Annotated in this window: 21 protein-coding genes; 9 read left to right on the top strand and 12 right to left on the bottom strand. The window is 68.0% G+C overall.

Going from position 1 to position 24,572, the window contains the following annotated elements; translation table 11 throughout:
- Positions 1-30: 30 nt before the first annotated feature.
- Together ACH4RG_RS00780 and sigM are read right to left on the bottom strand one after the other, a co-directional pair.
- Complete coding sequence (locus ACH4RG_RS00780) at positions 31-999, bottom strand: hypothetical protein (RefSeq protein WP_397929388.1); 969 nt, start codon at positions 997-999, stop codon at positions 31-33.
- Positions 996-1,715, bottom strand: coding sequence for an RNA polymerase sigma factor SigM (sigM, locus tag ACH4RG_RS00785; protein WP_397918795.1), 720 nt, complete (start codon positions 1,713-1,715; stop codon positions 996-998). The genes ACH4RG_RS00780 and sigM overlap by 4 nt, the downstream gene beginning before the upstream one ends.
- Positions 1,716-1,883: 168 nt before the next feature.
- On the opposite strand from sigM, the gene ACH4RG_RS00790 reads away from it, so the two are divergent.
- Together ACH4RG_RS00790 and ACH4RG_RS00795 are read left to right on the top strand one after the other, a co-directional pair.
- On the top strand, positions 1,884-2,378 hold the full coding sequence (locus ACH4RG_RS00790) for a hypothetical protein (protein ID WP_397918793.1): 495 nt from the start codon (positions 1,884-1,886) through the stop codon (positions 2,376-2,378).
- A 204-nt stretch (positions 2,379-2,582) separates the two neighbouring features.
- Positions 2,583-3,353 carry a hypothetical protein gene (locus ACH4RG_RS00795; RefSeq protein ID WP_398538882.1) on the top strand — a complete coding sequence of 257 codons (771 nt, stop codon included), beginning with the start codon at positions 2,583-2,585 and terminating at the stop codon, positions 3,351-3,353.
- A 96-nt stretch (positions 3,354-3,449) separates the two neighbouring features.
- Here ACH4RG_RS00795 and ACH4RG_RS00800 read toward each other — a convergent pair whose 3' ends face one another.
- From ACH4RG_RS00800 to ACH4RG_RS00810, 3 genes are all read right to left on the bottom strand, one after another.
- On the bottom strand, positions 3,450-5,183 hold the full coding sequence (locus tag ACH4RG_RS00800; RefSeq protein WP_397918789.1) for a serine/threonine protein kinase: 1,734 nt from the start codon (positions 5,181-5,183) through the stop codon (positions 3,450-3,452).
- A gap of 129 nt (positions 5,184-5,312) precedes the next feature.
- Positions 5,313-7,472 carry a murein biosynthesis integral membrane protein MurJ gene (gene murJ, locus ACH4RG_RS00805; RefSeq protein WP_397918787.1) on the bottom strand — a complete coding sequence of 720 codons (2,160 nt, stop codon included), beginning with the start codon at positions 7,470-7,472 and terminating at the stop codon, positions 5,313-5,315.
- Between the two features lie 50 nt (positions 7,473-7,522).
- A complete protein-coding gene (locus ACH4RG_RS00810) occupies positions 7,523-9,817 on the bottom strand; it encodes a DUF6049 family protein (protein WP_398538883.1) in 2,295 nt (764 codons plus the stop codon).
- A 180-nt stretch (positions 9,818-9,997) separates the two neighbouring features.
- Here ACH4RG_RS00810 and ACH4RG_RS00815 point away from each other — a divergent pair, with 180 nt between their 5' ends.
- Positions 9,998-11,440: a CCA tRNA nucleotidyltransferase gene (locus ACH4RG_RS00815; RefSeq protein WP_018957335.1), complete on the top strand. Its 1,443-nt coding sequence runs from the start codon at positions 9,998-10,000 to the stop codon at positions 11,438-11,440.
- Between the two features lie 98 nt (positions 11,441-11,538).
- Here the strand turns inward: ACH4RG_RS00815 and ACH4RG_RS00820 are convergent, their stop codons facing one another.
- The 4 genes from ACH4RG_RS00820 to ACH4RG_RS00835 form a co-directional block, all read right to left on the bottom strand.
- On the bottom strand, positions 11,539-12,807 hold the full coding sequence (locus ACH4RG_RS00820; protein ID WP_397918781.1) for an MFS transporter: 1,269 nt from the start codon (positions 12,805-12,807) through the stop codon (positions 11,539-11,541).
- 126 nt (positions 12,808-12,933) lie between these two features.
- Positions 12,934-14,016 carry an inositol-3-phosphate synthase gene (locus tag ACH4RG_RS00825; RefSeq protein ID WP_397918779.1) on the bottom strand — a complete coding sequence of 361 codons (1,083 nt, stop codon included), beginning with the start codon at positions 14,014-14,016 and terminating at the stop codon, positions 12,934-12,936.
- Positions 14,017-14,075: 59 nt separating this feature from the next.
- Entirely contained in the window at positions 14,076-14,783 is a 708-nt protein-coding gene (locus ACH4RG_RS00830) for a helix-turn-helix transcriptional regulator (protein ID WP_398538884.1), read from the bottom strand.
- Positions 14,784-15,315: 532 nt separating this feature from the next.
- On the bottom strand, positions 15,316-15,489 hold the full coding sequence (locus ACH4RG_RS00835) for a hypothetical protein (protein ID WP_397919318.1): 174 nt from the start codon (positions 15,487-15,489) through the stop codon (positions 15,316-15,318).
- Between the two features lie 27 nt (positions 15,490-15,516).
- Here ACH4RG_RS00835 and ACH4RG_RS00840 point away from each other — a divergent pair, with 27 nt between their 5' ends.
- Together ACH4RG_RS00840 and ACH4RG_RS00845 are read left to right on the top strand one after the other, a co-directional pair.
- Entirely contained in the window at positions 15,517-17,946 is a 2,430-nt protein-coding gene (locus ACH4RG_RS00840; protein ID WP_397919292.1) for a transglycosylase domain-containing protein, read from the top strand.
- A gap of 171 nt (positions 17,947-18,117) precedes the next feature.
- Entirely contained in the window at positions 18,118-19,632 is a 1,515-nt protein-coding gene (locus ACH4RG_RS00845) for a glycosyltransferase family 87 protein (RefSeq protein ID WP_398538885.1), read from the top strand.
- 42 nt (positions 19,633-19,674) lie between these two features.
- Here ACH4RG_RS00845 and ACH4RG_RS00850 read toward each other — a convergent pair whose 3' ends face one another.
- The 3 genes from ACH4RG_RS00850 to ACH4RG_RS00860 form a co-directional block, all read right to left on the bottom strand.
- On the bottom strand, positions 19,675-20,706 hold the full coding sequence (locus ACH4RG_RS00850) for an alanine racemase (RefSeq protein WP_003967862.1): 1,032 nt from the start codon (positions 20,704-20,706) through the stop codon (positions 19,675-19,677).
- Positions 20,707-20,798: 92 nt separating this feature from the next.
- Entirely contained in the window at positions 20,799-21,917 is a 1,119-nt protein-coding gene (locus tag ACH4RG_RS00855; protein WP_397918773.1) for a lipid II:glycine glycyltransferase FemX, read from the bottom strand.
- Positions 21,918-22,090: 173 nt separating this feature from the next.
- Complete coding sequence (locus ACH4RG_RS00860) at positions 22,091-22,432, bottom strand: hypothetical protein (protein WP_397918772.1); 342 nt, start codon at positions 22,430-22,432, stop codon at positions 22,091-22,093.
- Between the two features lie 329 nt (positions 22,433-22,761).
- Here ACH4RG_RS00860 and rpsF point away from each other — a divergent pair, with 329 nt between their 5' ends.
- From rpsF to rplI, 4 genes are all read left to right on the top strand, one after another.
- Complete coding sequence (rpsF, locus tag ACH4RG_RS00865; protein ID WP_018957345.1) at positions 22,762-23,052, top strand: 30S ribosomal protein S6; 291 nt, start codon at positions 22,762-22,764, stop codon at positions 23,050-23,052.
- A 74-nt stretch (positions 23,053-23,126) separates the two neighbouring features.
- Positions 23,127-23,753 (top strand): single-stranded DNA-binding protein, encoded by a 627-nt coding sequence (locus ACH4RG_RS00870; RefSeq protein ID WP_381969115.1) that lies wholly within the window; start codon positions 23,127-23,129, stop codon positions 23,751-23,753.
- A gap of 43 nt (positions 23,754-23,796) precedes the next feature.
- Positions 23,797-24,033: a 30S ribosomal protein S18 gene (gene rpsR / locus ACH4RG_RS00875; RefSeq protein ID WP_003967857.1), complete on the top strand. Its 237-nt coding sequence runs from the start codon at positions 23,797-23,799 to the stop codon at positions 24,031-24,033.
- Positions 24,034-24,051: 18 nt separating this feature from the next.
- A complete protein-coding gene (gene rplI, locus ACH4RG_RS00880; RefSeq protein ID WP_003967856.1) occupies positions 24,052-24,498 on the top strand; it encodes a 50S ribosomal protein L9 in 447 nt (148 codons plus the stop codon).
- Positions 24,499-24,572 lie beyond the last annotated feature (74 nt).

Genomic DNA, 24,572 nt, shown 5'->3' on the forward strand with positions numbered 1-24,572 from the left:
CGAACGTGCCGCGGCGGTCGCGGACCGTTCTCAGGGGCGGTCGTAGGAGCGGGTGAGCAGCAGCTGCCCCGTGGACTCCGGGGCGGTGTCCACGCAGGAGGAGGCAACGAGATAGGCCTGCACGCGTGAGGCGTCGCTCGGGTGGGGAAGGACGACGAGATGAGCGTCCGTTCCCTGGTAGGTCCCCTCGTCGAGTGCGAGGGCCGGTGTGGTGCGGCCGGTGGCCTGCTGGACACAGGGGGGAACAGCGACGGCAGGGGCCTTCAAGGGACTCCTGGACGCCTCGGCATCGGGGGTGAGGGCCTCACTCGTCGACTTGGTGTCCGCGCCCGGTGGCACCTTCTTGGCACCGGGGCTCTCCTGGGCGGCACCACGGCCGAGGAGGTCCCGCACCTGGGATTCCAGCGTGCCGTCGGCGTAGGTGTGCGCGCGGCTCTCCCCGGCGCTGACTCCGCTGTCGACCGCGGTCTTGGATGAGTCGCCGGACGGGGCGATGGACTGGAGGAAGAAGACGCTCATTCCGATGATCGCCGCGCCGAACGCGGTGCCGAGGACCACAGCGCGCCGCCGCGGACGGGAGGGGCGACGGCCCGGACCGGTGGCGGCGGAAGACCGGCCCGCGGGACGATCCTGGACGGAGGCGCCGCCGCTCCTGGGAGCGGGCTCGCGCGTCGCACGGTCGGCCGTCGTGTCTTCGGCGGTCGTTGTTTCACGTGAAACAACGACCGGCTCGTCCGCGGCGGGAGCGGTGGGGCGGGCCTCCGCCGCGAGAGCCGCGTCGATACGGGCGGCGATGTCTTCGGGCATCGGCTCCGGGGTGGGCATCGTTCCGAGGAGCCCACGGATCTCGGCGAGGGAGTCCTGTACCTCCGAACAGAGATCGCACCCCGTGATGTGCTGCTGGACTGCCGTCGCCCGGGAAGGGGTGAGCAGTCCCTCGGTGAGATCGGAGATCTCGGAGACCTCCGGGTGTTGAGCCGTGTCGGCCGCGGATGTCACGGGCGCCCACCTCCTCCCTTCGTAGCGGCAGGATCGCTTGCTCCTGCGTCTCTGGGGCCTGACGCAGGTGGGACGGATGCTCCGGGGGTCCGGTTCCTTCCAGCCGCGCCGTTCTCACTGTCGGGGGTATGCCCCCCGGTTCCCGCGCGCAGATGGCGGACCAGGGGGGCCAGTCTCGCCCGGCCCCGGGCACATCGGCTTTTCACGGTGCCGGACGGCACATCGAGGATGCTGGCTGCCTCCGCGACGGGGTAGCCCTGCATGTCGACGAGGACGAGGGCCGCCCGTTGCTCGGCGGGCAGTGTGGCCAGGGCTGCCTGGAGCTGGCGGTGGAGGTCCTGCCGGACCGCGGGGGCCTCGGCCGATTCGTGGGGTTCCAGGAGCTGGTCGAGTCGTTCCGCGTCGTCCACCGGGGACGTCTTACGGGAGGCGGCCTTGCGGACCCGGTCGAGGCAGGCATTGACGGTGATCCGGTGCAGCCAGGTGGTGACCGCTGACTGGCCGCGGAAGGTGTGGGCGGCGCGGAAGGCGTTGACGAGGGCGTCCTGGACGGCGTCGGCCGCCTCTTCCCTGTCCCCCAGGGTGCGCAGCGCCACGGCCCAGAGCCGGTCGCGGTGGCGGCGTACGAGTTCACCGAAGGCGTCGGGGTCGCCCGCCACATGCTGGGCGAGCAAGTCCGAATCGCTCGGGCCAGTGCCTGCGGAACCGGCGCCCATTCTGTCTCCCCAAAGCTACACAGAAGGTCACTTTAAGGGTGAAAGTGCCTTGGATTCTGATCGACACTATCTCAGACAGTTGATAACCTCTTCAAGGCCTGGGCGGAAAACGATGAAATATTTCGCCCAATTGAATAATATACGCAATATTGCACTTAAGGAATATACATGCACAAGAGACTTCGTACCGCTTCAGCTGCGATTGCCGTCGCCTGTTCGGCGCTGGTGGGCGTGCTTGGATCGGCCTCCGCCGCGAACGCGTCGATATCGGTCGACACCAACAAGATAGGCAACTGCGACTCCAGCTGCATCACCTTCTTCTACAACTCGAACTACGGTGGTTCGAGGACGACTATTAACTCCACCGGTGGTGCTGAGGGTATTTCAAACCTGGCTCCGTACACCTTCCTCACCTCGGGGAACGGCCAGGGGGTTTCGCTGAAGAACAACGCTGCCTCGATACAGACGAGGCTCCCCGGGGTCGGGGTGAATGTGGCGGTCTATTATAACAGTGGATATGCGGGTGCCTGTGATGCGATGCGGGCAAAGAACAGTGAATTTGGATACCTGCCCCAGTTGAAGGCCACCTACAACAACAACGCTTCGGTGTACTTCCGAGTCAGCGGCTCGCCCAGTGGAAATTGCACGATCTGGTCGAGCTGACCTGATCCGAAATGTAATCCTCGCTTGGCAGGCGTTCTTTCGAACGCCTGCCAAGCGCTTTATGTGAGGCGCAGGAAAGTGAATTTTTCGCAGCTCCATTGTGCGAGAGCGCTGTTGATCGGGTCAGTTGTTCTGCTTGCTGGCTGCGAGGCTCCGTCGGAGCCTGTTCGGTCAACGCCTCAGCCGGAGAACTCGGCAGGTCGCGTGTACTCCGACAAGGTGCTTCGGCTCCCCATCGATGAATATAGTGTGCCTCCTGAGGATCATGCGGTTGTCCAGAAGGCAAAGATTCACCTGGCCAATGCCTGTTTGAAGCGGCTCGGCTCCTCCTACTCGCTGCCCCCGGCCGAGGGTCCTGTTGAAGAAGCAGAGATCAGTAGGCGGTACGGCATATCGGATCGGGCAACGGCGGCGAGGTACGGATATCATATGCCGTCGGCTGCACCTGGCACTGATGAGAAGCTGAAACCTCTCTCGGACGACGAGAAGCGACTGGTCTTCGGAGAGCAGGGAGATCAGGAAATCACGAAAGGTGATTCTGTCCCCGAGGGTGGTTGCTACGGTGAAGCAGAAGCGAAGATTAATGCAGCCGGTGTGCCGGAGGCTGCCATTTCATTCGCTTCTCAGGTTAATAGGGAAAGCTTTGAACGTTCCATCAGTGACGCGAAGGTCGATGCGGTAGTGAAGGCATGGTCGAAATGTATGGCCGCAGCCGGATACTCCTATGCTTCTCCTTTGGAATCCGTGGGAGATCAAAAATTCCATAGCTCCGAGAAGGCCGGCGCAGAAGAGAAGCAGGCGGCCCTGGCTGACCTGGATTGTAAGGCCCGGGTCGGTCTCATCAAGAAGTGGGGCGCTGTGGAGGCCAGGATGCAGAAAGAGGCGATGAAGCGGGATCCTGAAAAACTGATGCAGTTGAAAGCTTTTCAGAAATCCCAGCTCCGCAACGCTCGCAAAGCCCTCTCGGATTCCTGAGGACTGTCCGGCAGCCCCTGGCGAGGCGAAGACCTCCTGCCTCGCGCTGATGCTCCGCGGCGACGGACAGCCCTCAGAAAAGATCGGTGTCGATGTTCACCCTGTGAACTCGACGTCGATCACGCCCTGCTTGTAACCGTCTGTGCTGAACGCATCTGCCGGTGACCTCGGCGCTTCCGTGATCCACACGAGGATGAACTGCGTGGGCACGGGCTCCTTCGTCGTAAGAGTGGCCTTGGTTCCCGTGGTCGCCGTCTCGGCGATCTTCTCCATGGAGGTCAGGGGCGTGGACGTGGAGAGGGAATCGGCGGCGTACAGCGCTACCTTGGTGCGCTCACCGCTGAACTTGAGATCGATGGTCGCTGACGAGACCTTCTGGCCTGCCTCGATCTCGTACATGATGCCGACCCCTTGCTTGAACGGGGCCAGCCGGGGCCCGTCCACGAAGGTCTTGGACCGCCAGTAGGTCGAGGCATCACTGTCATGGGTCAGCCTGACATCACCGGGGTCCTGCGCTTTTCCGTCCGGGGAGTACTCGACGGCGTTCTCGATGGGCAACGGCTTCAGGGCCGCTTTCCCCTTGCCGTCATCGTTCGGCTCGGAGGGTCCCTGTGTGGGAACGGCGTCCTCCGCGTTGCCCCTCCGGTCGAGCAGCGCCTCCGCGAGCTGCCAGCTGCCGAGGCCCAGTGCCGCGATGAGGAGCGCTGAGACGGTCCACTTGAGGGCGCGGCCGGCACGGCTCTGCAGGGGAGCCGGCGGGGCGGGCATCACGGGCTGAGCGACGGTGGACGGGTGGGAGGACGGCCGTCCGTACGTACCCTGCTGATAGGTCGTGCGCTGGTAGGCCGGCGGCGCGGTGAACGTGGGTTCCGGAGGAAGGATGCGCGGCATGGCCGCGACGGCCTTGGCCAGCTCGTCCGGGGTGGTGCAGGGCGGTTCCTGCCGGGAGGCGGTGGCACCGTCGTTGGCGAGCGCCCGCATCGCGAGTTCGGAGAGACCGCGGTGGACGCCGGCCCGGACCTGGTCCGGGGCGATGAGCCCCATGCCCTTGGGCAGCCCGGCGAGACCGTGGGCGTCGTCCCCGTACGGCCAGCGGTGCGTCAGTGCGGCGTACAGCAGGGCGCCGATGGCCTCCGTGTCCGTCCGGAGGGGGCGCTCCGCGGTGATGCCGCGCAGGGCGGCGTTCACGGCGAGGCCTCGGATGCGGTACTGCCCGGTGGAGCTGCGCAGGACCGCGCCGGGGGTGAGGCGCAGATGGGACAGGCCCTCGCGGTGAGCGGCGGCCATCGCCTGGGAGAGCTGGCTGACGAGCTGGTAGGCGTCGTGGGCCTCCATGGGCCCGGTGGCCAGCAGAGCGGTGAGCTCGGTGGCGTCCGGCAGCCATTCGTGGACCACGTAGACGAGGTCGTTCTCCTCGACGGCGTCCAGGACCTGGACGAAGCGGGGGTCGCCGAGCAGAGCTGATGAGCGGGCGGCGGCCAGCACCGAGCGGGCCCGCGGGTGATCCGCGGGCAGCAGGTGTACGCCCACCGCGCGGCGGAGCTTCTCGTCGACGGCACGCCAGCTGCTGAAGCCGTCCAGGCGGGTGACGCACTCCTCCAGGCGGTAGCGTCCGGCGAGTTTGTGACCGCTGTGCAGATCGGGTGAGGGCGGAACGGCCTCGGAACGCTCCCGCCCACCGTCCGTCTTCTCGGTGTCCTTGGGGCTCGCGCCCTCGGTTTTCTCGGCTTGCGCCGTCCCGTCGGTCGTGGCCTCGTCCGCCTTGGCGGTCAGCGGCTCGTCGCCGCTGTTGTCAGCCACGTCGACGGCAGCCGTGCTACGTTCCGCCACCGTCGTTCCTGCCTCCCCATCCGTTGCGCGATGCCAGCCAGCTCTGCACAGTCACGCCAATTGTGCCCACACTCCGGCGCTATGCACGACACGCGGAGTGCGGCGATGGTTGTGCGGGCAAGCGCTCATTCAGCGTCCGAGCCGTCCACGGACCATGCCGACCAGGCCGTTGACCTCTTCGATGCGCATCTTCTTCGCCGCGACGAAGAAGAGGCCCAGGAGGATGACGCCGCCACAGATCAGCGCGGCCAGTGAGCCGAGGGCGCCGGGCCCGACGAGTTCCAGGATCCCGAATCCGACGGCGCCGCCGACCAGGGCGGCGGGCACCGCGGCCATGCAGAGGCGCGCGTAGGTCCGCACGATGTGCGCGCCGTCCAGGTCGCCCCCCAGCCGGTCGCGCAGTCGGCGCCAGGCGACACCGACGCCGACCGCGTAGGCCAGACCGTAGGAGAAGGCCATGCCGACGACGGCCCAGCGGGCGGGCAGGACGACGTAACAGAGTGCGGAGGCGGCGGCGTTGACGGCCGCCACGATGACCGTGTTGTAGAAGGGGGTGCGGGTGTCCTCGTAGGCGTAAAACCCTCGGAGCACGACGTACTGCACGGAGTACGGGATCAGGCCGAGCGCGAAGGCCATGAGGATGAAACCCATGGAGCGGGCGGCCTCGATGCCGCTGGAGGCGTACAGCAGGGTGGCCATCGGCAGGCCGAGCGCGAGGAAGGCGAAGGCCACCGGCACGATGGCGACGGCCGAGTTGCGCAGTCCCTGTGAGATGTCGTCGCGGACCGCGCCCGGGTCGTTGTCATGGGCGGCCCGGGAGATACGGGGAAGCAGCGCGGCCATGACCGAGACGGTGATGATGGCCTGCGGCATGCCCCAGATCAACTGGGCGTTGGAGTAGGCCAGGAACCCGGTGCCGTCGTGGCCCGAGGCCGCGCCGGCGGCCGTGGACAGCTGGGTGACGACCAGTACACCGGCCTGGTTGGCGAGCACGAAGAGCACGGTCCACTTGGCCAGCTTGATGGTCTTGCCGAGCCCGTGGCCCTTCCAGTCGAACCGGGGGCGGAAGCGGAAACCCGTCTCGCGCAGGTACGGGATCATTGCCAGCGACTGGACGACGAGGCCGAGCAGGGTGCCGATACCCAGCAGCCGGACGCCCTCCGGCGGGATGGTGTCCACACCCATCTGCGACTCACCGGATGTGCCGTAGACCCAGATGAACAGCCCGAACGTGATGATCATGACGATGTTGTTGAGGACCGGTGTCCACATCATCGCGCCGAACTTGCCGCGGGCGTTGAGGATCTGACCCATCACCACGTGCACGCCCATGAAGAAGATGGTCGGCAGGCAGTAGCGGGCGAAGGTGACGGCGACGCTGTTGGCGGCGACGTTGTTCGCGATCGTGGGGGACAGCATGTGGATCAGCGTCGGCGCGGCGAACACCGCGACGGCGACGATCGCACCGAGCGTGACCATCACCAGCGTCAGCAGTCGGTTCGCGAAGGCTTCGCCGCCGTCCTCGTCGCTCTTCATCGCGCGGACGAGCTGCGGGACGAAGACCGAGTTCAGGCCGCCGCCGACCGTGAGGATGTAGATCATCGTCGGCAGGGTGTACGCGATGGTGAAGCTGTCGCCGAGCAGTACGGCCCCGAGCGCGGCGGTGATCACCAGGGACCGCACGAACCCGGTGAGCCGGGAGACGAGGGTGCCGGCTGCCATGACCGCGCTGGACTTGAGGAGTCCGGAGACCTTACCGCCGCCCTTGGCGGGAGCGGGTGCGGGAGCGGGTTCGGGCTGGGGCGGCACCGGGGGCTTTCCCGATCCCTCCTGGTCCCGGAAGAGATGGGCGAAGGCGTCCGGCTCCTGCCGGTCGTCCGACGCCTGGGTGACGAGCGCGTCGACGCCGACGAACTGCGTGGTCGCCGGGCGGTCCCCGTACGGCAGGTGCCGGGAGGGCCCCGCCGGCTCGGGGGGCGGGGTCTGGGCCCAGATGCGCGGGTCGGGGGCGTAGGGGGCGGCGGGCGGCTGCTGGTAGAGCGGCCCCGGTTCCTGGTACGTGCCAGGAGGCGGCGGCGGGTGCGCGGCCCGGTCGTAGAGCGCCTCGCCCACCGGGTCCTGAGCGGCCAGGCCCTGTGCCCTGTAGGGGTCGTCCTCGTAGGCGTGCTGGAGGTACGGGTCCGGCGGCACGGAGCCGTCCTGGCCCGCGCCCGGGGGAACCGGAGGCCCGTCCGGAGACGCTGCTCCGCCCGCGCCCTGCCCGCGGTCACCGTCGTACGGCGCGTTCATCGAAACCCCTACCTCATCGTCCCCGGCCGGCCGGCCACGACAGACATCGCTCAACGGTCCACTTTCTCACCCGTTCCCGACGGCGCCCCGCTTTCCGGACCGGTGTCCGGAGTCGGGTCACTCGGCTGCTCGGGTCCGTCGCCGTTGCCGTCCGCCGTGTCGCTTGCCACGGCGCGCTTGCGGTGGCTGTACATCCTGATACCCGCCAGCACCAGGAGCAGCAGGCCGCCGGCGATGACGAGCAGCACGGTGGGCGTCACCTCGGAGACCTTCACGGTGAAGGTCATCTCCTCGCCGTACTGGGTGCCGTCCTCCGTGTACAGCCGGGCGGTCACCTGGGCGCGGCCGTTGGCGCTGGTCGCCGTGTCGAACTTCACCGACTGGCTGTGGCCGCCCGCGATGCTGACCGGCAGCTCGGCCATGCTCCCGTCGTCGTTGAACTTGAGCCGGATGTTGTCCGACGTCAGCTGGAGAACCAGCCGGTCCACTCCCTGCACCAGCTTGTTCTGCACGGTGACCGGGATCGTCGCGCTGCGCCCGGAGAGGGTGACGTCGGACTTCTCGATGAGCTGTACCTCGGAGGTGAGGCTCTGCAGGTAGTCGCGGACCGCGTCCCGGTACTGCTGCGCCTCCAGCGACCGGCCGCGCCAGGATGTCGACATCGAGCGGTTGACGGCGTTGCCGAAGGGCGTCACCACGCGCTCGGGCTGCGTCAGGATCGTCTCGAAGCTGTCGAGCGAGCCCTGGGTGGTGCGGATGTCCTGGAACGCCTGTGTGGGCAGTTCCTGGGCCCGGAGCTTCTTGGGGTACGCCGAGGCCCGGGGGACCTTGGTGGTGGCCCTGGGGTCGGGCTTCGCCTCGGCGGCGGCGACGAGGTCCAGGGGCTGCGTCCAGCGGTTGCCCGCCAGGCCCTCCAGCGCGTGGGCCATCGTCTGGGCCTGTGCGACGGTGGGCATCCGCGGCGGGGCCACGACGATGCTGCGCTCGTTGTCCGGCGCCTGCTCGGTCAGTGCGAGGGTCTGGGCGAGGAACTTCTGCACCGCGCGGGTGGAGGAGCCGCCCCTCGACATGTCGCCGTCGAACAAGGTCGACAGCCGGGCGTCCGCGACGACCGCGGTGGTGCCTCCGCCGATCGGCCGCGCCGCGGTCGGTGTGTAGGGCAGTCTCGTGGTCTCCCGGAAGCTGTCGCTGCGGGCGATCACGTTGTGGGCCCCCGCCGAGGTCGCCACATCGACGATGGACGAGTCCACGGCGCCGTTCATCGGCCAGGCGAAGTCGGTGGACGGTTTCACATGGAGGATGGTCTCCACGGTGGTCGCGGCCACGGCGGAGGCGTTCTGCAGATGGCTGAGCGTTCCGGAGACGTTCTTGCCGCGGTGGGCGATGGAGGCCAGATCGGGGTCGGCGAACGGCAGCGCGATCACCTTGCCGTCCTCGACCACCTTCTCCAGCGCGCTGAGCCACTGCTTGGCAACGGCCTGGTTCTTCCCCGGAACGGTCGTGTCACCCGACTCGACCTCGTACTTCCCGGCCATCGCCGCGACGCTCGCCAGGAGATCGGGGTCGACGACCCAGGTCACGGGGAGCCGGCTGCCCAGGGAGACCAGCTGCTCCAGCCGGCCACCGGGCGCCAGCTCCTTGGCCAGGTCGTCGTCGGTGAACACGGGGGTCTGCTGTTCGTCCGAGCGGGTCTCAGCCGTGACGTGGGGGGACGCGATCAGCGGCCACAGGAAGGTGAGCTTTGTCCTGCTGTCCCTCGCCTCGGGTTGCCAGGGCAGGAACGAGCGCTCGATGCCCAGCACCTGCTCGTAGGGGGTGGTGGTCGTACGGCCGGAGACCGAGACGCCGAGCTGGTAGACGCCCGGGTCGTCGAGGCCGAGCTTGTCGACGGGCACGGTGAGCGTGAAGTCCTGGCTGATCCCCTTGGCGAGCTTGGGGAACTTCACCGTGTATTTGTCCCCGACGGTGACCGGGTCGACGCCGGGAACGTACGGCGAGCGCTTCGCGGCGTCGTCGACCGCTCCGCGGTCGGCGAGCCGGGGCCCGACCCGCAGATCGACCTCGGCGCTGCTGATCGTCTCCTTGCCCTTGTTGGTGAGGGTTCCGGAGACGGTCAGGGTGTCGTCCTCCGTCGGAACGCTCGGAGAGAGCGTGTTCAGGGACACATCGACCGTACGGGAGCCGGTGGGGGCCTTGGCGGGCTCGACGGCCGGGGCGGCACCGGCCGCGGGAACGGCCAGAAGGCCGGCCAGCAGCGGTGCTCCGAGCACCGCCGAGGCCGTGCGCCGGAGCCACCGGCGGGCAGGAGAGGGACGAGTCCCCTGGAAGTCTGCCGCCTCGGCCACGCGCCTACCCGTCCCTCGTCGTCATCAGATGCTGTCGATCGTTCGGTCCTGCGTCCCCGCATGGTAACGAGGTGCGGCGGACCGAAGTGCTGGGGTCCATCGCACATGATCGCGGGTCTCCCGCAGGGCCCCCGTAAACGATGACGCCGCGGCCGGTCCGTGCACGTACCCTTTTCTGTTGTGCCGAACGCCAACGAAGAGAACGCCAGTGCACTGAGCCAGGTGCAGCACCGTGCGGTGAGTGAGCTGCTGCGGGTGTCCCCGGTCGCCGACGACCTCGCCCGTCGATTCCAGGAGGCCGGATTCGGCCTCGCGCTGGTCGGCGGCTCGGTCCGCGACGCCCTGCTGGGCAGGCTCGGGAACGACTTGGACTTCACCACCGATGCCCGCCCCGAGGACGTGCTCAAGATCGTCCGCCCCTGGGCCGACTCGGTGTGGGAGGTCGGGATCGCCTTCGGCACCGTCGGTTCCCAGAAGGACGGCTATCAGATCGAGGTCACGACCTACCGGTCCGAGGCCTACGACCGGACCTCGCGCAAGCCGGAGGTCTCCTACGGCGACTCCATCGAGGACGACCTCGTGCGCCGTGACTTCACGGTCAACGCGATGGCCGTGGCTCTGCCGCAGAAGGAGTTCGTCGATCCGTACGGGGGGCTGAAGGACCTCGCCGAGCGGGTACTGCGCACCCCGGGAACACCGGAGGCGTCCTTCTCCGACGACCCATTGCGCATGCTCCGCGCTGCCCGCTTCGCCGCGCAGCTCGACTTCGAGGTCGCACCCGACGTCGTGACCGCCATGACGGAGATGGCCGCGCGGATCGGCATCGTCTCCGCCGAGCGGGTCCGCGACGAACTCAACAAGCTGCTGCTCTCCCAGCACCCGCGCAAGGGTCTGGGGCTCCTGGTCGACACGGGACTGGCCGAACAGGTGCTGCCCGAGCTGCCCGCGCTGCGCCTGGAGAGTGACGAGCATCACCGCCACAAGGACGTCTACGAGCACTCGCTGACCGTCCTGGAGCAGGCCATCGACCTGGAGGAGGGCGGACCCGACCTCGTGTTGCGTCTGGCCGCGCTGCTCCACGACATCGGCAAGCCCAGGACCCGCCGCTTCGAGAAGGACGGCCGGGTCTCCTTCCACCACCACGAGGTGGTGGGCGCGAAGATGACGAAGAAGCGCATGACCGAGCTCAAGTACTCCAACGAGCTGGTCAAGGACGTGTCGAAACTGGTGGAGCTGCACCTGCGCTTCCACGGGTACGGGGACGGTGAGTGGACCGATTCCGCGGTACGCCGGTATGTGCGCGACGCGGGGCCGCTGCTCGAACGCCTCCACAAGTTGACTCGATCGGACTGCACGACCCGGAACAAGCGCAAGGCGAACGCGCTCTCCCGCACCTATGACGGGCTGGAGGAGCGCATCGCTCAGTTGCAGGAGCAGGAGGAGCTCGACTCGATCCGCCCCGACCTGGACGGCAACGAGATCATGCGGATCCTCGACGTCGGTCCCGGTCCGGTGATCGGCAAGGCGTACGGGTTCCTGCTGGAGCTGCGTCTGGAGCACGGACCCATGGAGCGGGACGCCGCTGTGGCCGCGCTCAAGGAGTGGTGGGCGCGGCAGAACTGAGCCCGGCGGCTGATGTTTCACGTGAAACATCAGCCGCCGGATGTGGCGAGGGGCGGTGTTTCACGTGAAACACCGCCCCTCGCCACATCCATGACCGGCTACCGGTAACCGTCGATCCGTCGCCGACGGAACATCGTCACCGCGACCACCGCGTACAGCACCGACACGACCACCACGACGGCGACCGATCTGCCGTCCGGCGGGAGCATGAGAGCGGCCACCCCTGCGGCGCTCACGAACGCGACGTTGAAGAGCACGTCGTAGAGCGAGAAGACCCGGCCGCGGAAGGAGTCGTCGACCGAGGTCTGCACCACCGTGTCGGTCGCGATCTTCGACCCCTGGGTGACGACGCCGAGCACGAACGCGGCGATCAGCATCGGAAGGAGGGCGAAGGAGAGCCCCAGGGCGGGTACCAGGATCGCCGCCGCACCGGCACAGCCCACGATCCACCCGTACCGGCCGAGCTGTCCCACCGCCCAGGGGGTGAGGACGGCGGCGAAGAAGAATCCCGCACCGGACACCCCGACCGCCAGGCCGAGCAGGGCCAGACCATCGGACTCGGTGTCCGACCAGGCGTAGCGGCACAGCATGAGCACCGTCACGGTGAGGGCGCCGTAACAGAAGCGGATCGCCGTCATCGCGGCCAGCGCCCCGGCCGCGTGTCTCCGCTGCGCTAGATGGAGCAGCCCGGCGACGAGCCCGCGCGCGGTGACGGCCAGAGCGGCCCGCAGCCGCAGGGGGCTCCCGTCGGTATCCGGTCCCAGCAGGGCACGGGGCAGGCTCAGGGACGCCAACGCGGACAGCAGGTAGAGCATTGACCCCAGCAGTACGACCGCCGCGTCGGACTCGTCGGCCACCAGCCGTACGGCGAAAGCGAGACCGCCTCCCGCGGTGGCCGCCAGCGTGCCGGCGGTGGGAGACAGGGAGTTGGCGACGACGAGGCGATCGGTGTCGACCACCCGGGGCAGGGCGGCGGAGAGGCCGGCCAGCACGAAACGGTTGACGGCGGTGACGCAGAGGGCCGAGACGTAGAAGAGCCAGTCGGGCACCGAAGCGAGAATCAGCAGGGCCGTGGAGCAGGCCAGAGCGGCCCGCAGGAGGTTCCCGTAGAGGAAGACCTGGCGCCGGGGCCAGCGGTCCAGCAGAACCCCCGCGAAGGGGCCGATCAGGGAGTAGGGCAGGAGGAGCACGGCCATCGCGGAAGCGATGGCGGCGGCCGACGTCTGCTTCTCGGGGGAGAAGACGACGTACGCGGCGAGGGCGACCTGGTAGACGCCGTCGGCGGACTGGGACAGCAGCCGCACGGTGAGCAGGCGGCGAAAGTTCCGCAGACGCAGCAGGGTGCGCAGATCACGCGCGACAGACATGGGAGCAAGCGTCACACACGTCGGGGGTCCGCGGGCGGATTGCCCGGGGACCCCCGACGTGCGGCAGGAAGAGGTGAGCGTCTCCGCTCAGCGCTCCGGTGAGGCTTCTCGGCCGAGAGGGCCGGTTCAGCTCTCGGTGTCGCCGTTGATGAACCGCTCGACGTTCTCGCGCGCCTCGTCGTCGAAGTACTGCACGGGCGGGCTCTTCATGAAGTAGCTCGATGCCGACAGGATCGGGCCACCGATGCCGCGGTCCTTGGCGATCTTCGCCGCACGGACGGCGTCGATGATGACACCGGCCGAGTTGGGGGAGTCCCACACCTCGAGCTTGTACTCCAGGTTCAGCGGAACGTCGCCGAACGCGCGGCCCTCGAGGCGTACGTACGCCCACTTGCGGTCGTCCAGCCAGGCCACGTAGTCCGAGGGGCCGATGTGGACGTTGTCCGCACCGAGCTCACGGTCACGGATCTGCGAGGTGACGGCCTGAGTCTTGGAGATCTTCTTGGACTCCAGGCGCTCACGCTCGAGCATGTTCTTGAAGTCCATGTTGCCGCCGACGTTCAGCTGCATCGTGCGGTCCAGGATGACGCCCCGGTCCTCGAAGAGCTTCGCCATCACGCGGTGCGTGATGGTGGCGCCCACCTGGGACTTGATGTCGTCGCCGACGATCGGGACACCGGCCTCGGTGAACTTGTCCGCCCACTCCTTGGTGCCGGCGATGAACACCGGGAGTGCGTTGACGAACGCGACCTTGGCGTCGATGGCGCACTGCGCGTAGAACTTCGCAGCGACCTCGGAACCGACGGGCAGGTAGCAGACGAGAACGTCGACCTGCTGGTCCTTGAGGATCTGGACGACGTCGACCGGGGCGTCCGCGGACTCCTCGATCGTCTCGCGGTAGTACTTGCCCAGGCCGTCGTGGGTGTGGCCGCGCTGGACGGTCACGCCCGTGTTCGGCACGTCCGCGATCTTGATGGTGTTGTTCTCGCTGGCGCCGATGGCGTCCGCGAGGTCGAGGCCGACCTTCTTCGCGTCGACGTCGAAGGCGGCGACGAACTCGACGTCACTGACGTGGTACTCGCCGAACTGGACGTGCATCAGACCGGGCACCTTGCCGGCCGGATCGGCGTCCTTGTAGTACTCGACGCCCTGCACCAGCGAGGCGGCGCAGTTGCCCACGCCTACGATGGCTACGCGAACCGAACCCATTCCGGTTGCTCCCTGTGTAATCGGTGATTCCGATGAAGTCGCCGCGGAGTGCGATGACTTCACTTGGCGGTGTCGTCGGACGGATCCGGCCGGGTGTCGTCCCGGTACCGGGGCAGGCCGCCCGTCTCTCCAGGTGTGTCCTGCTGAGCAGAGCCTTCGGGCGAGGATCGTCGCTGATCCCGTCCCGACCGCTCGCTCTCGATGAGCTCGTTCAGCCAGCGCACTTCGCGCTCCACGGACTCCATGCCGTGTCGCTGCAGCTCAAGTGTGTAGTCGTCGAGTCGTTCACGGGTGCGGGCGAGAGAGGCGCGCATCTTCTCCAGGCGCTCCTCCAGCCGACTGCGCCGGCCTTCGAGCACCCGCATCCGCACCTCGCGCTCGGTCTGCCCGAAGAAGGCGAAGCGCGCTGCGAAGTGCTCGTCCTCCCAGGCGTCCGGACCGGTGTGCGACAGCAGCTCCTCGAAGTGCTCCTTACCTTCTGCCGTCAGCCGGTAGACGATCTTCGCCCGGCGTCCCGTCAGCGAGGGGGACGCGGCGGCCGGGCGTCCGGTGACCGGCCCGGTGTCCGCCGGATCACCGGCGGGCTCCTCGATCAACCAGCCGCTGGCTACCAGCGTCTTGAGGCAGGGATAGAGAGTTCCGTAGCTGAACGCACGGAAGATCCCCAGCGAGGTGTTGAGGCGTTTGCGCAGCTCATAGCCGTGCATCGGTGATTCGCGGAGCAGGCCGAGAACAGCGAACTCGAGGATGCCGGAGCGTCTGCTCACCGGTGCCTCCCCCTTCTCCCGCTGCGTCGGTCGGCACGGTCCACCGGAACCGGCGGCGTACTTATGCCGTGCTGATGTATCGACTCGATACATCAGCACGATAGATCGCTCCGACCTGTTCGACAAGGGTGACCTTCGTGAACGGCGTCACATCATCAATTCGCAGGGTTCGACTTGCGTTGTTTGGGGTGAAGTTCGGCCCTAGGCGGGTTTTGACCGTGCGTAGTCTGTGCGGCATGCAGACCACCGGGAACCGCGAGGCGCTTTCGCGCGTCAGTCATCGCGGACTGCCGGATGTACTGCGGATGAGCCTTCCGCAGTGGCTTGTCCGTAATTCGGGGGGACCGGATCTCAACTGCCGCTTCCAGGCGCTCTCGCCTGCCCGAGGAGTAGTCGTTCCATGAGCGAGCACCGTCGCAAAACGTCTCAGCCACAGGGTGGCGGGCGTGCAGCGGCCAGACGAGCCGCCCAGCAGCCGACCGGACGCCGAGCAGTCCCGTCACGCAGGGCCACGTCCGCATCACCTTCCGAATCACCGTCCGAGTCGCACGGTGACGAGCGCCAGTACGGCAGCCGCGCCGAGGCCCGCCGCGCGGCCCAGAAGGGTGGTCGGCGCCGGGGTGCCGACGCCGGGGGCCACGGCGCGGGCGGCGGTGGCCGACGCCGCGGTGGCGGTGGTTCCGACGGTCCGGGGGGCCGGGGGCACGACCACGGTGGCCCCGGCAAGAAGCGCATCATCGACTACCCGCGCCACGGCAGGTACGGGTTCCGCCGTTGGGTGCCCTCGTGGAAGCTGGTGTCGGGGCTCTGTCTGGGGTTCCTCGGCGTGCTGATGGGCGTCGGGGGTATCTCGTACGCCCTGGTGTCCAAGCCGGTCATCAACGAAGCGGCCAGGGCGCAGAACAACGTCTACTACTGGGCCGACGGCACGCAGATGGTGGCGACCGGTGGTGTGGTCAACCGCCAGGAACTCAAGTACGAGCAGATCCCGGAGGAGATGCGCAACGCCGTCATCTCGGCCGAGAACAAGAGCTTCGAGACGGACAAGGGCATCGACCCGGTGGGCATCGGCCGCGCGCTGCTGAACATGGCCACGGGCGGCGAGACCCAGGGCGGCTCGACCATCACCCAGCAGTACGTGAAGAACTCCATGCTCACCCAGGACCAGACGCTCAAGCGGAAGTTCCAGGAACTCTTCATCACGCTCAAGGTCGCCGGTGAGGACAGCAAGGAAGAGGTGATGGCGGGCTACCTCAACGTCTCCTACTACGGGCGTGGCGCCTCGGGGCTGCAGGCGGCGGCCCGCACCTACTACAACAAGGACGCCGGCGAACTGAACGCGAGCGAGTGCGCCTTTCTGGCCACCCTCCTCAAGGGCGCCAGCTACTACGACCCCGCCGGCGCCACCGACATCGACAGGGACAACGCGACCCCGGAGAAGAACACCGAGCGGGCCAAGGACCGTTGGAAGTGGATCCTTGACGAGCAGGTCAAGGACGGGCGCATGACAGCGGAGGAGCGCGCCAAGTACACGGAGTTCCCCATGCCGCTGCCGAAGAAGAAGGACGCCAAGCTGGGCGGCCAGACCGGCTACCTGGTGGAGCTCTCCAAGAAGTACTTCCTTGCCAACAACGACCAGAACATCGACGCCAAGAAGCTCGAACTGGGCGGCTACGAGATCCACACCACCTTCCAGAAGAAGAGGGTGCAGGAGCTCGAGGCAGCGGTGAACAAGGTCTACAAGGCCAAGATCCGGCCCAAGGACCGCCCCAAGACGGACACGCACGTCGAGTTCGGCGGTGCGTCCGTCGACGCGAAGACCGGCGCCATCATCGCGACGTACGGCGGCCAGAACGCCACCACGCACTTCACGAACAACGCGGACGCCACCGGTGCCCAGGTCGGTTCGACGTGGAAGCCGTTCGTCCTGGCCGCGGGCATGCAGTACGGCGTGCGTAACCCGTCCGGCGGGCCGGACCAAAGCAACTCCGAGCGCACCCAGGTATCGCCGGAGAGCATGTACAACGGCGACGACGGCCTGCGGATCAGGGACTACACCGGCAAGATCTGGCTGAACGAGGACGACAAGGAATGGCGCCAGACCAACGACGGCAACCGTGACTACGGAGACATCGACCTGCGGACGGCCATGGAGAAGTCCGCCAACTCCCCGTTCGTGCAGCTTGGTATGGACGTCGGTACGGACAAGGTCAAGGACGTCGCCGTCGCCTCCGGTCTGAAGGACGACACCTTCATGGCGGACTCCAGCGTTCCCTCGTTCTCCATCGGCACCTCGTCGCCCAGCGCCATCCGGATGGCTGGCTCCTACGCCACCTTCGCCACGAGTGGTCAGCAGAACGACACGTACTCGGTGACCGAGGTGAAGAAGGGGGGCGAGGTCGTCTTCCAGCACAAGAAGAGGCCCAAGCGTGCCTTCAGCCCGGCCATCGCGGACAACGTGACCGACGTGCTGAAGAACGTCGTGGAGAAGGGAACGGGCGAGCCCGCCCGCCTCGAGGGCCGTGAAGCCGCGGGCAAGACCGGTACGACGGACGGCAACCGGTCCGCCTGGTTCGTCGGGTACACGCCGCAGATCTCGACCGCCATCAGCATGTTCCGGCTCGACGACGACGAGACGAACAAAGAGCGCGAGTTCTTGAAGATGTTCGGCACCGGTGGCGAGGAAAAGATCCACGGAAACTCGTTCCCGGCCTCCATCTGGCACGACTACATGACCGGCGCGATGAAGGGCAAGAAGGTCATCTCCTTCCCGGAACCGAAGGAGCTGGGCAAAAAGGTGTGGGGCGGTGGCGCGGAGAGCCCCAGCCCGACGCCCAGCCCCACGCCTTCGCCCACGCCCTCCGAGGAGGAGGAGGAGCCGCCGCCGTCCCCGAAGCCGACCCAGACCACCCCCAGTCCGACGCCGTCGCCGAGCAGGACCTGCAGCATCTGGGACCCGAACTGCCAGGAGGCCAACGGCGGGGCGAACGCCGGGGCGGATGGCGGAGGCGCCAACACCGGAGCGGATGGCGGGGGCGACAACACCGGAACGACCGACGGGGGCGACAACACCGGAACGACCGACGGCGCCGACAACGGCGGAGCTCAGGGAGCCAACGGCAACCCGGGCGGAACCGGCTCCATCTGGGGCAACAACGGATAGCCGGGCGCCCCGGCCGAGACCTCGGGGCCGACCGACACAGCGGCGAGGGCCGCCGTACCCGTCCGGGTACGGCGGCCCTCGCCGCTGTGTCGGCGGCGGCACACGGCATCCCGGATCTGCGCCCGTGCCCCCGGGCGGTCCTTACCCCCGTGCACAGCCCGGTACGGCAGGATGTGCGGCATGCCAAGCCCCAGCGCAGAAGACACGAGCGTGCACCAGGAGCGGCCCGTCGTGCGGCCCACCGATCAGGACGAGCTCGCGGCGGCCGGCAGCGAGCTGTTCGGTGGCCGGGTGGGGCGCTGGGCACGGCTCGGCGACGGCCCGCTCACGCCTGTGCGTGTCGTCGCGCTGGTCATGATCGGGATGTTCGCCCTCGGCATGGTGCAGAAGATCCCCTGTTACGAATGGGCCTGGTTCCGCGGGGCCACCTCGCAGTACACCCACGCCTGCTACTCCGACATTCCGCACCTCTTCATGGGGCGCGGGTTCGCCGACGGCCTCGTGCCGTACTTCGACCGGCTGAGCGGCGATATGCAGTACCTGGAGTACCCGGTGCTGACCGGGGTGTTCATGCAGGTGGCGTCCTGGCTGACGCTGACGCCGGACAGCGACCCCATCCAGCAGCGTGAGCAGATGTACTGGATGGTCAACGCGGGCATGCTGATGATCTGCGCGGTCGTCGTCGCCGTGTGCACCGTCCGCACGCACCGCCGTCGCCCCTGGGACGGTCTCCTGGTCGCGCTGGCCCCCGCGTTCGTCCTCACCGCGACCATCAACTGGGACCTGCTGGCCGTCGCGCTGACGGCCGCGGCGATGCTCATGTGGTCCCGGGGCCGGGTGCTCGCGTTCGGCATCCTCATCGGCCTGGCGACCGCGGCCAAGCTCTACCCCGTCCTGCTGCTCGGCCCGCTGCTGGTGCTCTGCTGGCGGGCGGGCCGGTGGCGTGAGTTCGGGACGGCGCTGCTGGGCGCGGGAGCGTCCTGGCTGGTGGTGAATCTGCCGGTGATGCTCTTCGCCCCCGAGGGGTGGCGGAAGTTCTACACGTTCAGCCAGGAGCGGCCCATCGACTTCGGTTCGTTCTGGCTGATCATCACCCAGCGCACCGGCAAGCCCATCGACGTGGAGACGGTCAACACCGCGTCGGTCGTCCTGATGGTCGTGTTCTGCGCGGGCATCGCGGGCCTGGCGCTCTCCGCTGCCCGCCGGCCGCGCTTCGCCCAACTGGCGTTCCTGGTGGTGGCCGCGTTCATCCTGACGAACAAGGTCTACTCACCGCAGTACGTGCTCTGGTTGATCCCGCTGGCCGTCCTGGCCCGGCCCCGCTGGCGCGACTTCCTCATCTGGCAGGCCTGCGAGGTCATGTACTTCTTCGGGATCTGGTTCTACCTCGCCCACACCAGTGGCGGGGACAAGCACCAGGGGCTGCCCCAGGAGGGCTATCAGGTCGCGATCGCCCTGCATCTGCTGGGCACGCTGTACCTGTGCGCGCTGATCGTCCGGGACATCCTTCAGCCGGAGAAGGACCCGGTGCGCGGGGACGGCTCGGACGACCCGTCGGGCGGTGTGCTCGACGGTGCTCCGGACGCGTTCGTGCTGGCGCCCGATCCTCGTCCGTCCGGACACAGGGCCCTGACGGTCACGGGGCCCCCGGTGGAGTGGGGCGCCGCACCCACCCGGGACGGCTGACCCGGGGCCCGGCGCGGCCGTTCAGGCCGCGCCCGGGCGGGTTCAGCGGTCGACGAGCCGGTCGTACTGCGTGGTGGTGTGGCGCAGGTGCGCGACCAGCTCGTCACCGACCCGCGGCTCCTGGGCGTCGGAGGGCACGAACAGGATCGATACCTGCATGTGCGGCGGCTCGGCGAACCACCGCTGCTTGCCCGCCCAGACGAACGGCGACAGGTTGCGGTTGACCGTGGCCAGCCCCGCGCGGGCTACGCCCTTGGCCCGCGGCATGACGCCGTGCAGCGCCTTGGGCGCCTCCAGGCCGACCCCGTGGGACGTGCCGCCGGCCACGACGACCAGCCAGCCGTCGGAGGCGGCCTTCTGCTGGCGGTAGCCGAACCGGTCGCCCTTGACGACGGGGGTGACGTCCAGGACGGCCCCCCGGTACTCGGTGGCCTCGTGGTCGCCGAGCCAGAGCCGGGTGCCGATGCGGGCGCGGAACCGGGTCTGGGGGAACTGCTGCTGGAGCCGGGCCAGCTCCTCGGCGCGCAGATGGCTGACGAACATGGTGTGCAGCGGCAGCCGGGCCGCGCGCAGCCGGTCCATCCAGCCGATGACCTCCTCGACGGCGTCGGAGCCGTCGGTGCGGTCCAGCGGCAGGTGCAGGGCGAAGCCTTCGAGCCGTACGTCCTCGATTGCCGCGTGCAGCTGCCCGAGTTCCTCCTCCTTGACGCCGTGGCGCTTCATCGAACTCATGCACTCGATGACGACCCGGGCGCCCACCAGGGCGTGCACCCCGTCGACGGAGGAGACGGACCGGATGACCCGGTCCGGCAGGGGCACGGGCTCCTCACCGCGCCGGAACGGGGTCAGGACGAGCAGGTCGCCGCTGAACCAGTCCTTGATCCGGGCCGCCTCGTAGGTCGTCCCGACGGCGAGAGTGTCGGATCCGAAGCGGATCGTCTCGTCGGCGAGGCGCTCGTGACCAAAGCCGTAGCCGTTGCCCTTGCAGACGGGTACGAGACCGGGGAACTGGTCGATCACGGACTTCTGGTGCGCCCGCCAGCGCGCGGTGTCGACGTAGAGGGAGAGCGCCATGGCCGGCCCGGAACCTTTCTGGTGGCTGCGGTGAATCAGGAACGAACGGTGTGTGCCGAGATGTGTGCGGCCCAGAGGTGCAGTGAAGCGGATCAGCGGCGCGACATATAGATGTCGAGCGCCTTGTGGAGCAGCTTGTTGAGCGGGAAGTCCCACTCGCCGACGTACTCGACGGCCTCGCCGCCGGTGCCGACCTTGAACTGGATCAGGCCGAAGAGATGGTCGGTCTCGTCCAGCGAGTCGCTGATCCCGCGCAGGTCGTAGACGGTCGCGCCCATCGCGTAGCTGTCGCGCAGCATGCGCCACTGCATCGCGTTCGACGGCCGGACCTCGCGCCCGATGTTGTCGGAGGCGCCGTAGGAGTACCAGACGTGGCCGCCGACGACGAGCATCGTGGCCGCGGAGAGGTTCACGCCGTTGTGCCGGGCGAAGTAGAGGCGCATCCGGTTGGGGTCCTCGGAGTTGAGGACGGTCCACATGCGCTGGAAGTACGAGAGCGGGCGCGGCCGGAAGCGGTCGCGCACGGCGGTGATCTCGTAGAGCCGCTGCCATTCGGCCAGGTCCTCGTAGCCGCCCTGGACGACCTCGACGCCGGCCTTGTCGGCCTTCTTGATGTTGCGGCGCCACAGCTGGTTGAAGCCCTTGAGGACGTCCTCGAGCGAACGATTGGCCAGCGGTACCTGGAAGACGTAGCGGGGCTGTACGTCACCGAATCCGGCGCCGCCGTCCTCGCCCTGCTGCCAGCCCATCTTCCGCAGCCGGTCGGAGACCTCGAAGGCGCGCGGCTCGATGTGCGTGGCCTCGACGTCACGCAGGCGCTTCACGTCGGGGTCCTGGATGCCGGACTTGATGGCCGCCGAGTTCCAGCGGCGGATGACCACCGGCGGCCCCATCTTCACGGAGAAGGCACCCTGCTGCTTGAGGTGCGCGAGCATCGGCTGGAGCCAGTCGTCCAGGTTCGGCGCGTACCAGTTGATGACCGGGCCCTCGGGGAGGTACGCGAGGTAGCGCTTGATCTTGGGCAGCTGGCGGTACAGGACGAGGCCGGCGCCGACGATCTCGCCGTTCTTGTCGAACCAGCCCAGGCTCTCCGAGCGCCACTCGGTCTTCACGTCAGCCCACGCCGGGACCTGGCAGTGACTGGCCGAGGGCAGGCTCTGGATGTACGCCAGATGCTGCTCTCGGCTGATGGTCCTCAGGGTCAGGCTCATGCGGGGCGCTCCTCGGCAGGTGTGTCCCCATCGGTCAGGGGCTCCGGCTCTCGCGCCGAAGCCTACTGTGACCGAGGGGCGCCCGGCCTGGCCCCGGGGGCCGGAACATACGCCGGGCCGGTGCGGGCGCCTGGGCGCCCGCACCGGCCGGGTGTTCCGGCCGGGTGCTCCGGTCAGGTGATCACGCCGCCGAAGAGACCGCCGTGGGCCATGCCGAGGTAGAAGCCGAGCGCAGAGGCCCCGATGCCCATGATCAGGCCGAACCGCTCCCAGGTGGTCTTCGAGATGTACTGGCCGTAGGCGCCGGTCAGGATCCCGATGAGCCCCGCCCAGGAGCTGATCAGATGCAGATGGTGGAACATCGCCGTGACGAACGCGAGGACGCCGAGCACCCCGGTCACCACCATCAGGACATCCTGGACGGGATGCGGCCTGCCGTCCGTCGCGAAGAGTGAACCGGTGGCGCGGCGGCCGGTCGGGGACCGGGAGCCGGCGGGGCGGATGGTCTGTGCCATGGAGTACCTCCTGGCCGGACGGATGGGCGGCGGATCCAGCGCCCTGCTCACCGCGGCGGGTGTAGCGCCTCTCACACCGCATCTGTCTCGATTGTGCCCTCTGAGCTCCTGATTTCAACCGGAAGCCGGTCTACGGGTAGTCTGTACGGTCTGCACCGGTGTCTGCCCAGGCCAGCACGGCGAGCCTCCCCCGAACCCCCCTCCGGGATCGTTCGGGAGCGGGTTGTCAGTGCTGGGTGTTCTCCTCGGGAACGCCGTTGCAACACGCATCACGACCCTCCTGCCACGGAACGACCGTGGCCGCTGAGTCCAAAGGAGGTGGGTTCCACATGCGTCACTACGAGGTGATGGTCATCCTCGACCCCGATCTCGAGGAGCGAGCAGTCTCCCCGCTGATCGAGAACTTCCTCTCCGTCGTCCGTGAGGGCGACGGAAAGGTGGAGAAGGTCGACACCTGGGGCCGTCGTCGGCTCGCCTACGAGATCAAGAAGAAGCCCGAGGGCATCTACTCGGTCATCGACCTGCAGGCCGAGCCTGCGGTCGTCAAGGAGCTCGACCGCCAGATGAACCTGAACGAGTCGGTCCTCCGGACCAAGGTCCTCCGTCCCGAGATCCACTGAGCTTCTAGCTCAGCGGTTTTCGGGTCCGAGTAGCAGCAAGCAGCCAGAAGCAATCCCCGCCGAGAGGTTCACCCATGGCAGGCGAGACCGTCATCACGGTCGTCGGCAATCTCGTCGACGACCCCGAGCTGCGCTTCACCCCGTCCGGTGCGGCGGTCGCGAAGTTCCGTGTCGCGTCCACTCCCCGCATCTTCGACCGGCAGACCAATGAGTGGAAGGACGGCGAAGGCCTGTTCCTCACCTGCTCGGTCTGGCGTCAGGCGGCGGAGAACGTCGCGGAGTCGCTTCAGCGAGGCATGCGCGTCGTCGTGCAGGGCCGACTGAAGCAGCGGTCCTACGAGGACCGTGAGGGCGTCAAGCGCACGGTCTACGAGCTGGACGTCGAGGAAGTCGGCCCCAGCCTCAAGAACGCCACGGCCAAGGTCACCAAGACCACCGGTCGCGGTGGTCAGGGCGGCCAGGGTGGATACGGCGGCGGCCAGCAGGGCGGCGGCAACTGGGGCGGCGGTCCCGGTGGCGGTGGCCAGCAGGGCGGCGGCGGTGCGTCCGCCGACGACCCGTGGGCGACCGGCGCGCCGGCAGGCGGCCAGGGCGGCGGGGGACAGCAGGGCGGCGGAGGCGGTTGGGGCGGAAGCTCCGGCGGTTCCGGCGGTTCCGGCGGTGCCTCTGGCGGCGGCTACTCGGACGAGCCTCCCTTCTAGGGCTGCTCGTACCCCCACTTCTTGATCACACAGGAGAAACACCATGGCGAAGCCGCCTGTGCGCAAGCCTAAGAAGAAGGTCTGCGCGTTCTGCAAGGACAAGACCCAGTACGTGGACTACAAGGACACGAACATGCTGCGGAAGTTCATTTCCGACCGCGGCAAGATCCGTGCCCGCCGCGTCACCGGCAACTGCACGCAGCACCAGCGTGACGTCGCCACGGCTGTGAAGAACAGCCGTGAGATGGCGCTGCTGCCCTACACGTCCACCGCGCGATAAGGGAAGGGTGACAAGAGCATGAAGATCATCCTCACCCACGAGGTCTCCGGCCTCGGCACCGCCGGCGACGTCGTCGACGTCAAGGACGGGTACGCCCGTAACTACCTGGTTCCGCGTGGCTTCGCCATTCGCTGGACCAAGGGCGGCGAGAAGGACGTGGCGCAGATCCGCCGCGCCCGCAAGATCCACGAGATCGCGACGATCGAGCAGGCCAACGAGATCAAGGCCAAGCTCGAGGGCGTGAAGGTTCGTCTGGCTGTTCGCTCCGGCGACGCCGGCCGTCTCTTCGGCTCGGTCACCCCGGCCGACGTCGCTGCGGCGATCAAGGCTGCCGGTGGTCCCGACGTCGACAAGCGTCGCGTCGAGCTCGGTTCGCCGATCAAGACGCTCGGCGGACACCAGGTGTCCGTCCGTCTGCACCCCGAGGTCGCAGCGAAGCTCGGCGTCGAGGTCGTTGCTGCCTAAGGGCAGAGCTCAGCTGAGTCAGTGAAGGGCCGCACCCCATGGGGTGCGGCCCTTTCTGTCTTCTGTGATACGCG

The sequence above is a fragment of the Streptomyces sp. NPDC021019 genome (genome assembly GCF_044333295.1).
Taxonomy (GTDB): domain Bacteria; phylum Actinomycetota; class Actinomycetes; order Streptomycetales; family Streptomycetaceae; genus Streptomyces.

Excerpts from the sequence above, each read along its gene's own strand:
- ACH4RG_RS00790 (WP_397918793.1), top strand. The coding sequence starts at position 1,884 with ATGCACAAGAGACTTCGTACCGCTTCAGCTGCGATTGCCGTCGCCTGT.
- ACH4RG_RS00845 (WP_398538885.1), top strand. The coding sequence starts at position 18,118 with ATGTGCGGCATGCCAAGCCCCAGCGCAGAAGACACGAGCGTGCACCAG.
- rplI (WP_003967856.1), top strand. The coding sequence starts at position 24,052 with ATGAAGATCATCCTCACCCACGAGGTCTCCGGCCTCGGCACCGCCGGC.
- rpsR (WP_003967857.1), top strand. The coding sequence starts at position 23,797 with ATGGCGAAGCCGCCTGTGCGCAAGCCTAAGAAGAAGGTCTGCGCGTTC.
- sigM (WP_397918795.1), bottom strand. The coding sequence starts at position 1,715 with ATGGGCGCCGGTTCCGCAGGCACTGGCCCGAGCGATTCGGACTTGCTC.
- ACH4RG_RS00820 (WP_397918781.1), bottom strand. The coding sequence starts at position 12,807 with ATGTCTGTCGCGCGTGATCTGCGCACCCTGCTGCGTCTGCGGAACTTT.
- rpsF (WP_018957345.1), top strand. The coding sequence starts at position 22,762 with ATGCGTCACTACGAGGTGATGGTCATCCTCGACCCCGATCTCGAGGAG.
- ACH4RG_RS00850 (WP_003967862.1), bottom strand. The coding sequence starts at position 20,706 with ATGGCGCTCTCCCTCTACGTCGACACCGCGCGCTGGCGGGCGCACCAG.
- ACH4RG_RS00855 (WP_397918773.1), bottom strand. The coding sequence starts at position 21,917 with ATGAGCCTGACCCTGAGGACCATCAGCCGAGAGCAGCATCTGGCGTAC.
- ACH4RG_RS00825 (WP_397918779.1), bottom strand. The coding sequence starts at position 14,016 with ATGGGTTCGGTTCGCGTAGCCATCGTAGGCGTGGGCAACTGCGCCGCC.
- murJ (WP_397918787.1), bottom strand. The coding sequence starts at position 7,472 with ATGAACGCGCCGTACGACGGTGACCGCGGGCAGGGCGCGGGCGGAGCA.
- ACH4RG_RS00870 (WP_381969115.1), top strand. The coding sequence starts at position 23,127 with ATGGCAGGCGAGACCGTCATCACGGTCGTCGGCAATCTCGTCGACGAC.
- ACH4RG_RS00860 (WP_397918772.1), bottom strand. The coding sequence starts at position 22,432 with ATGGCACAGACCATCCGCCCCGCCGGCTCCCGGTCCCCGACCGGCCGC.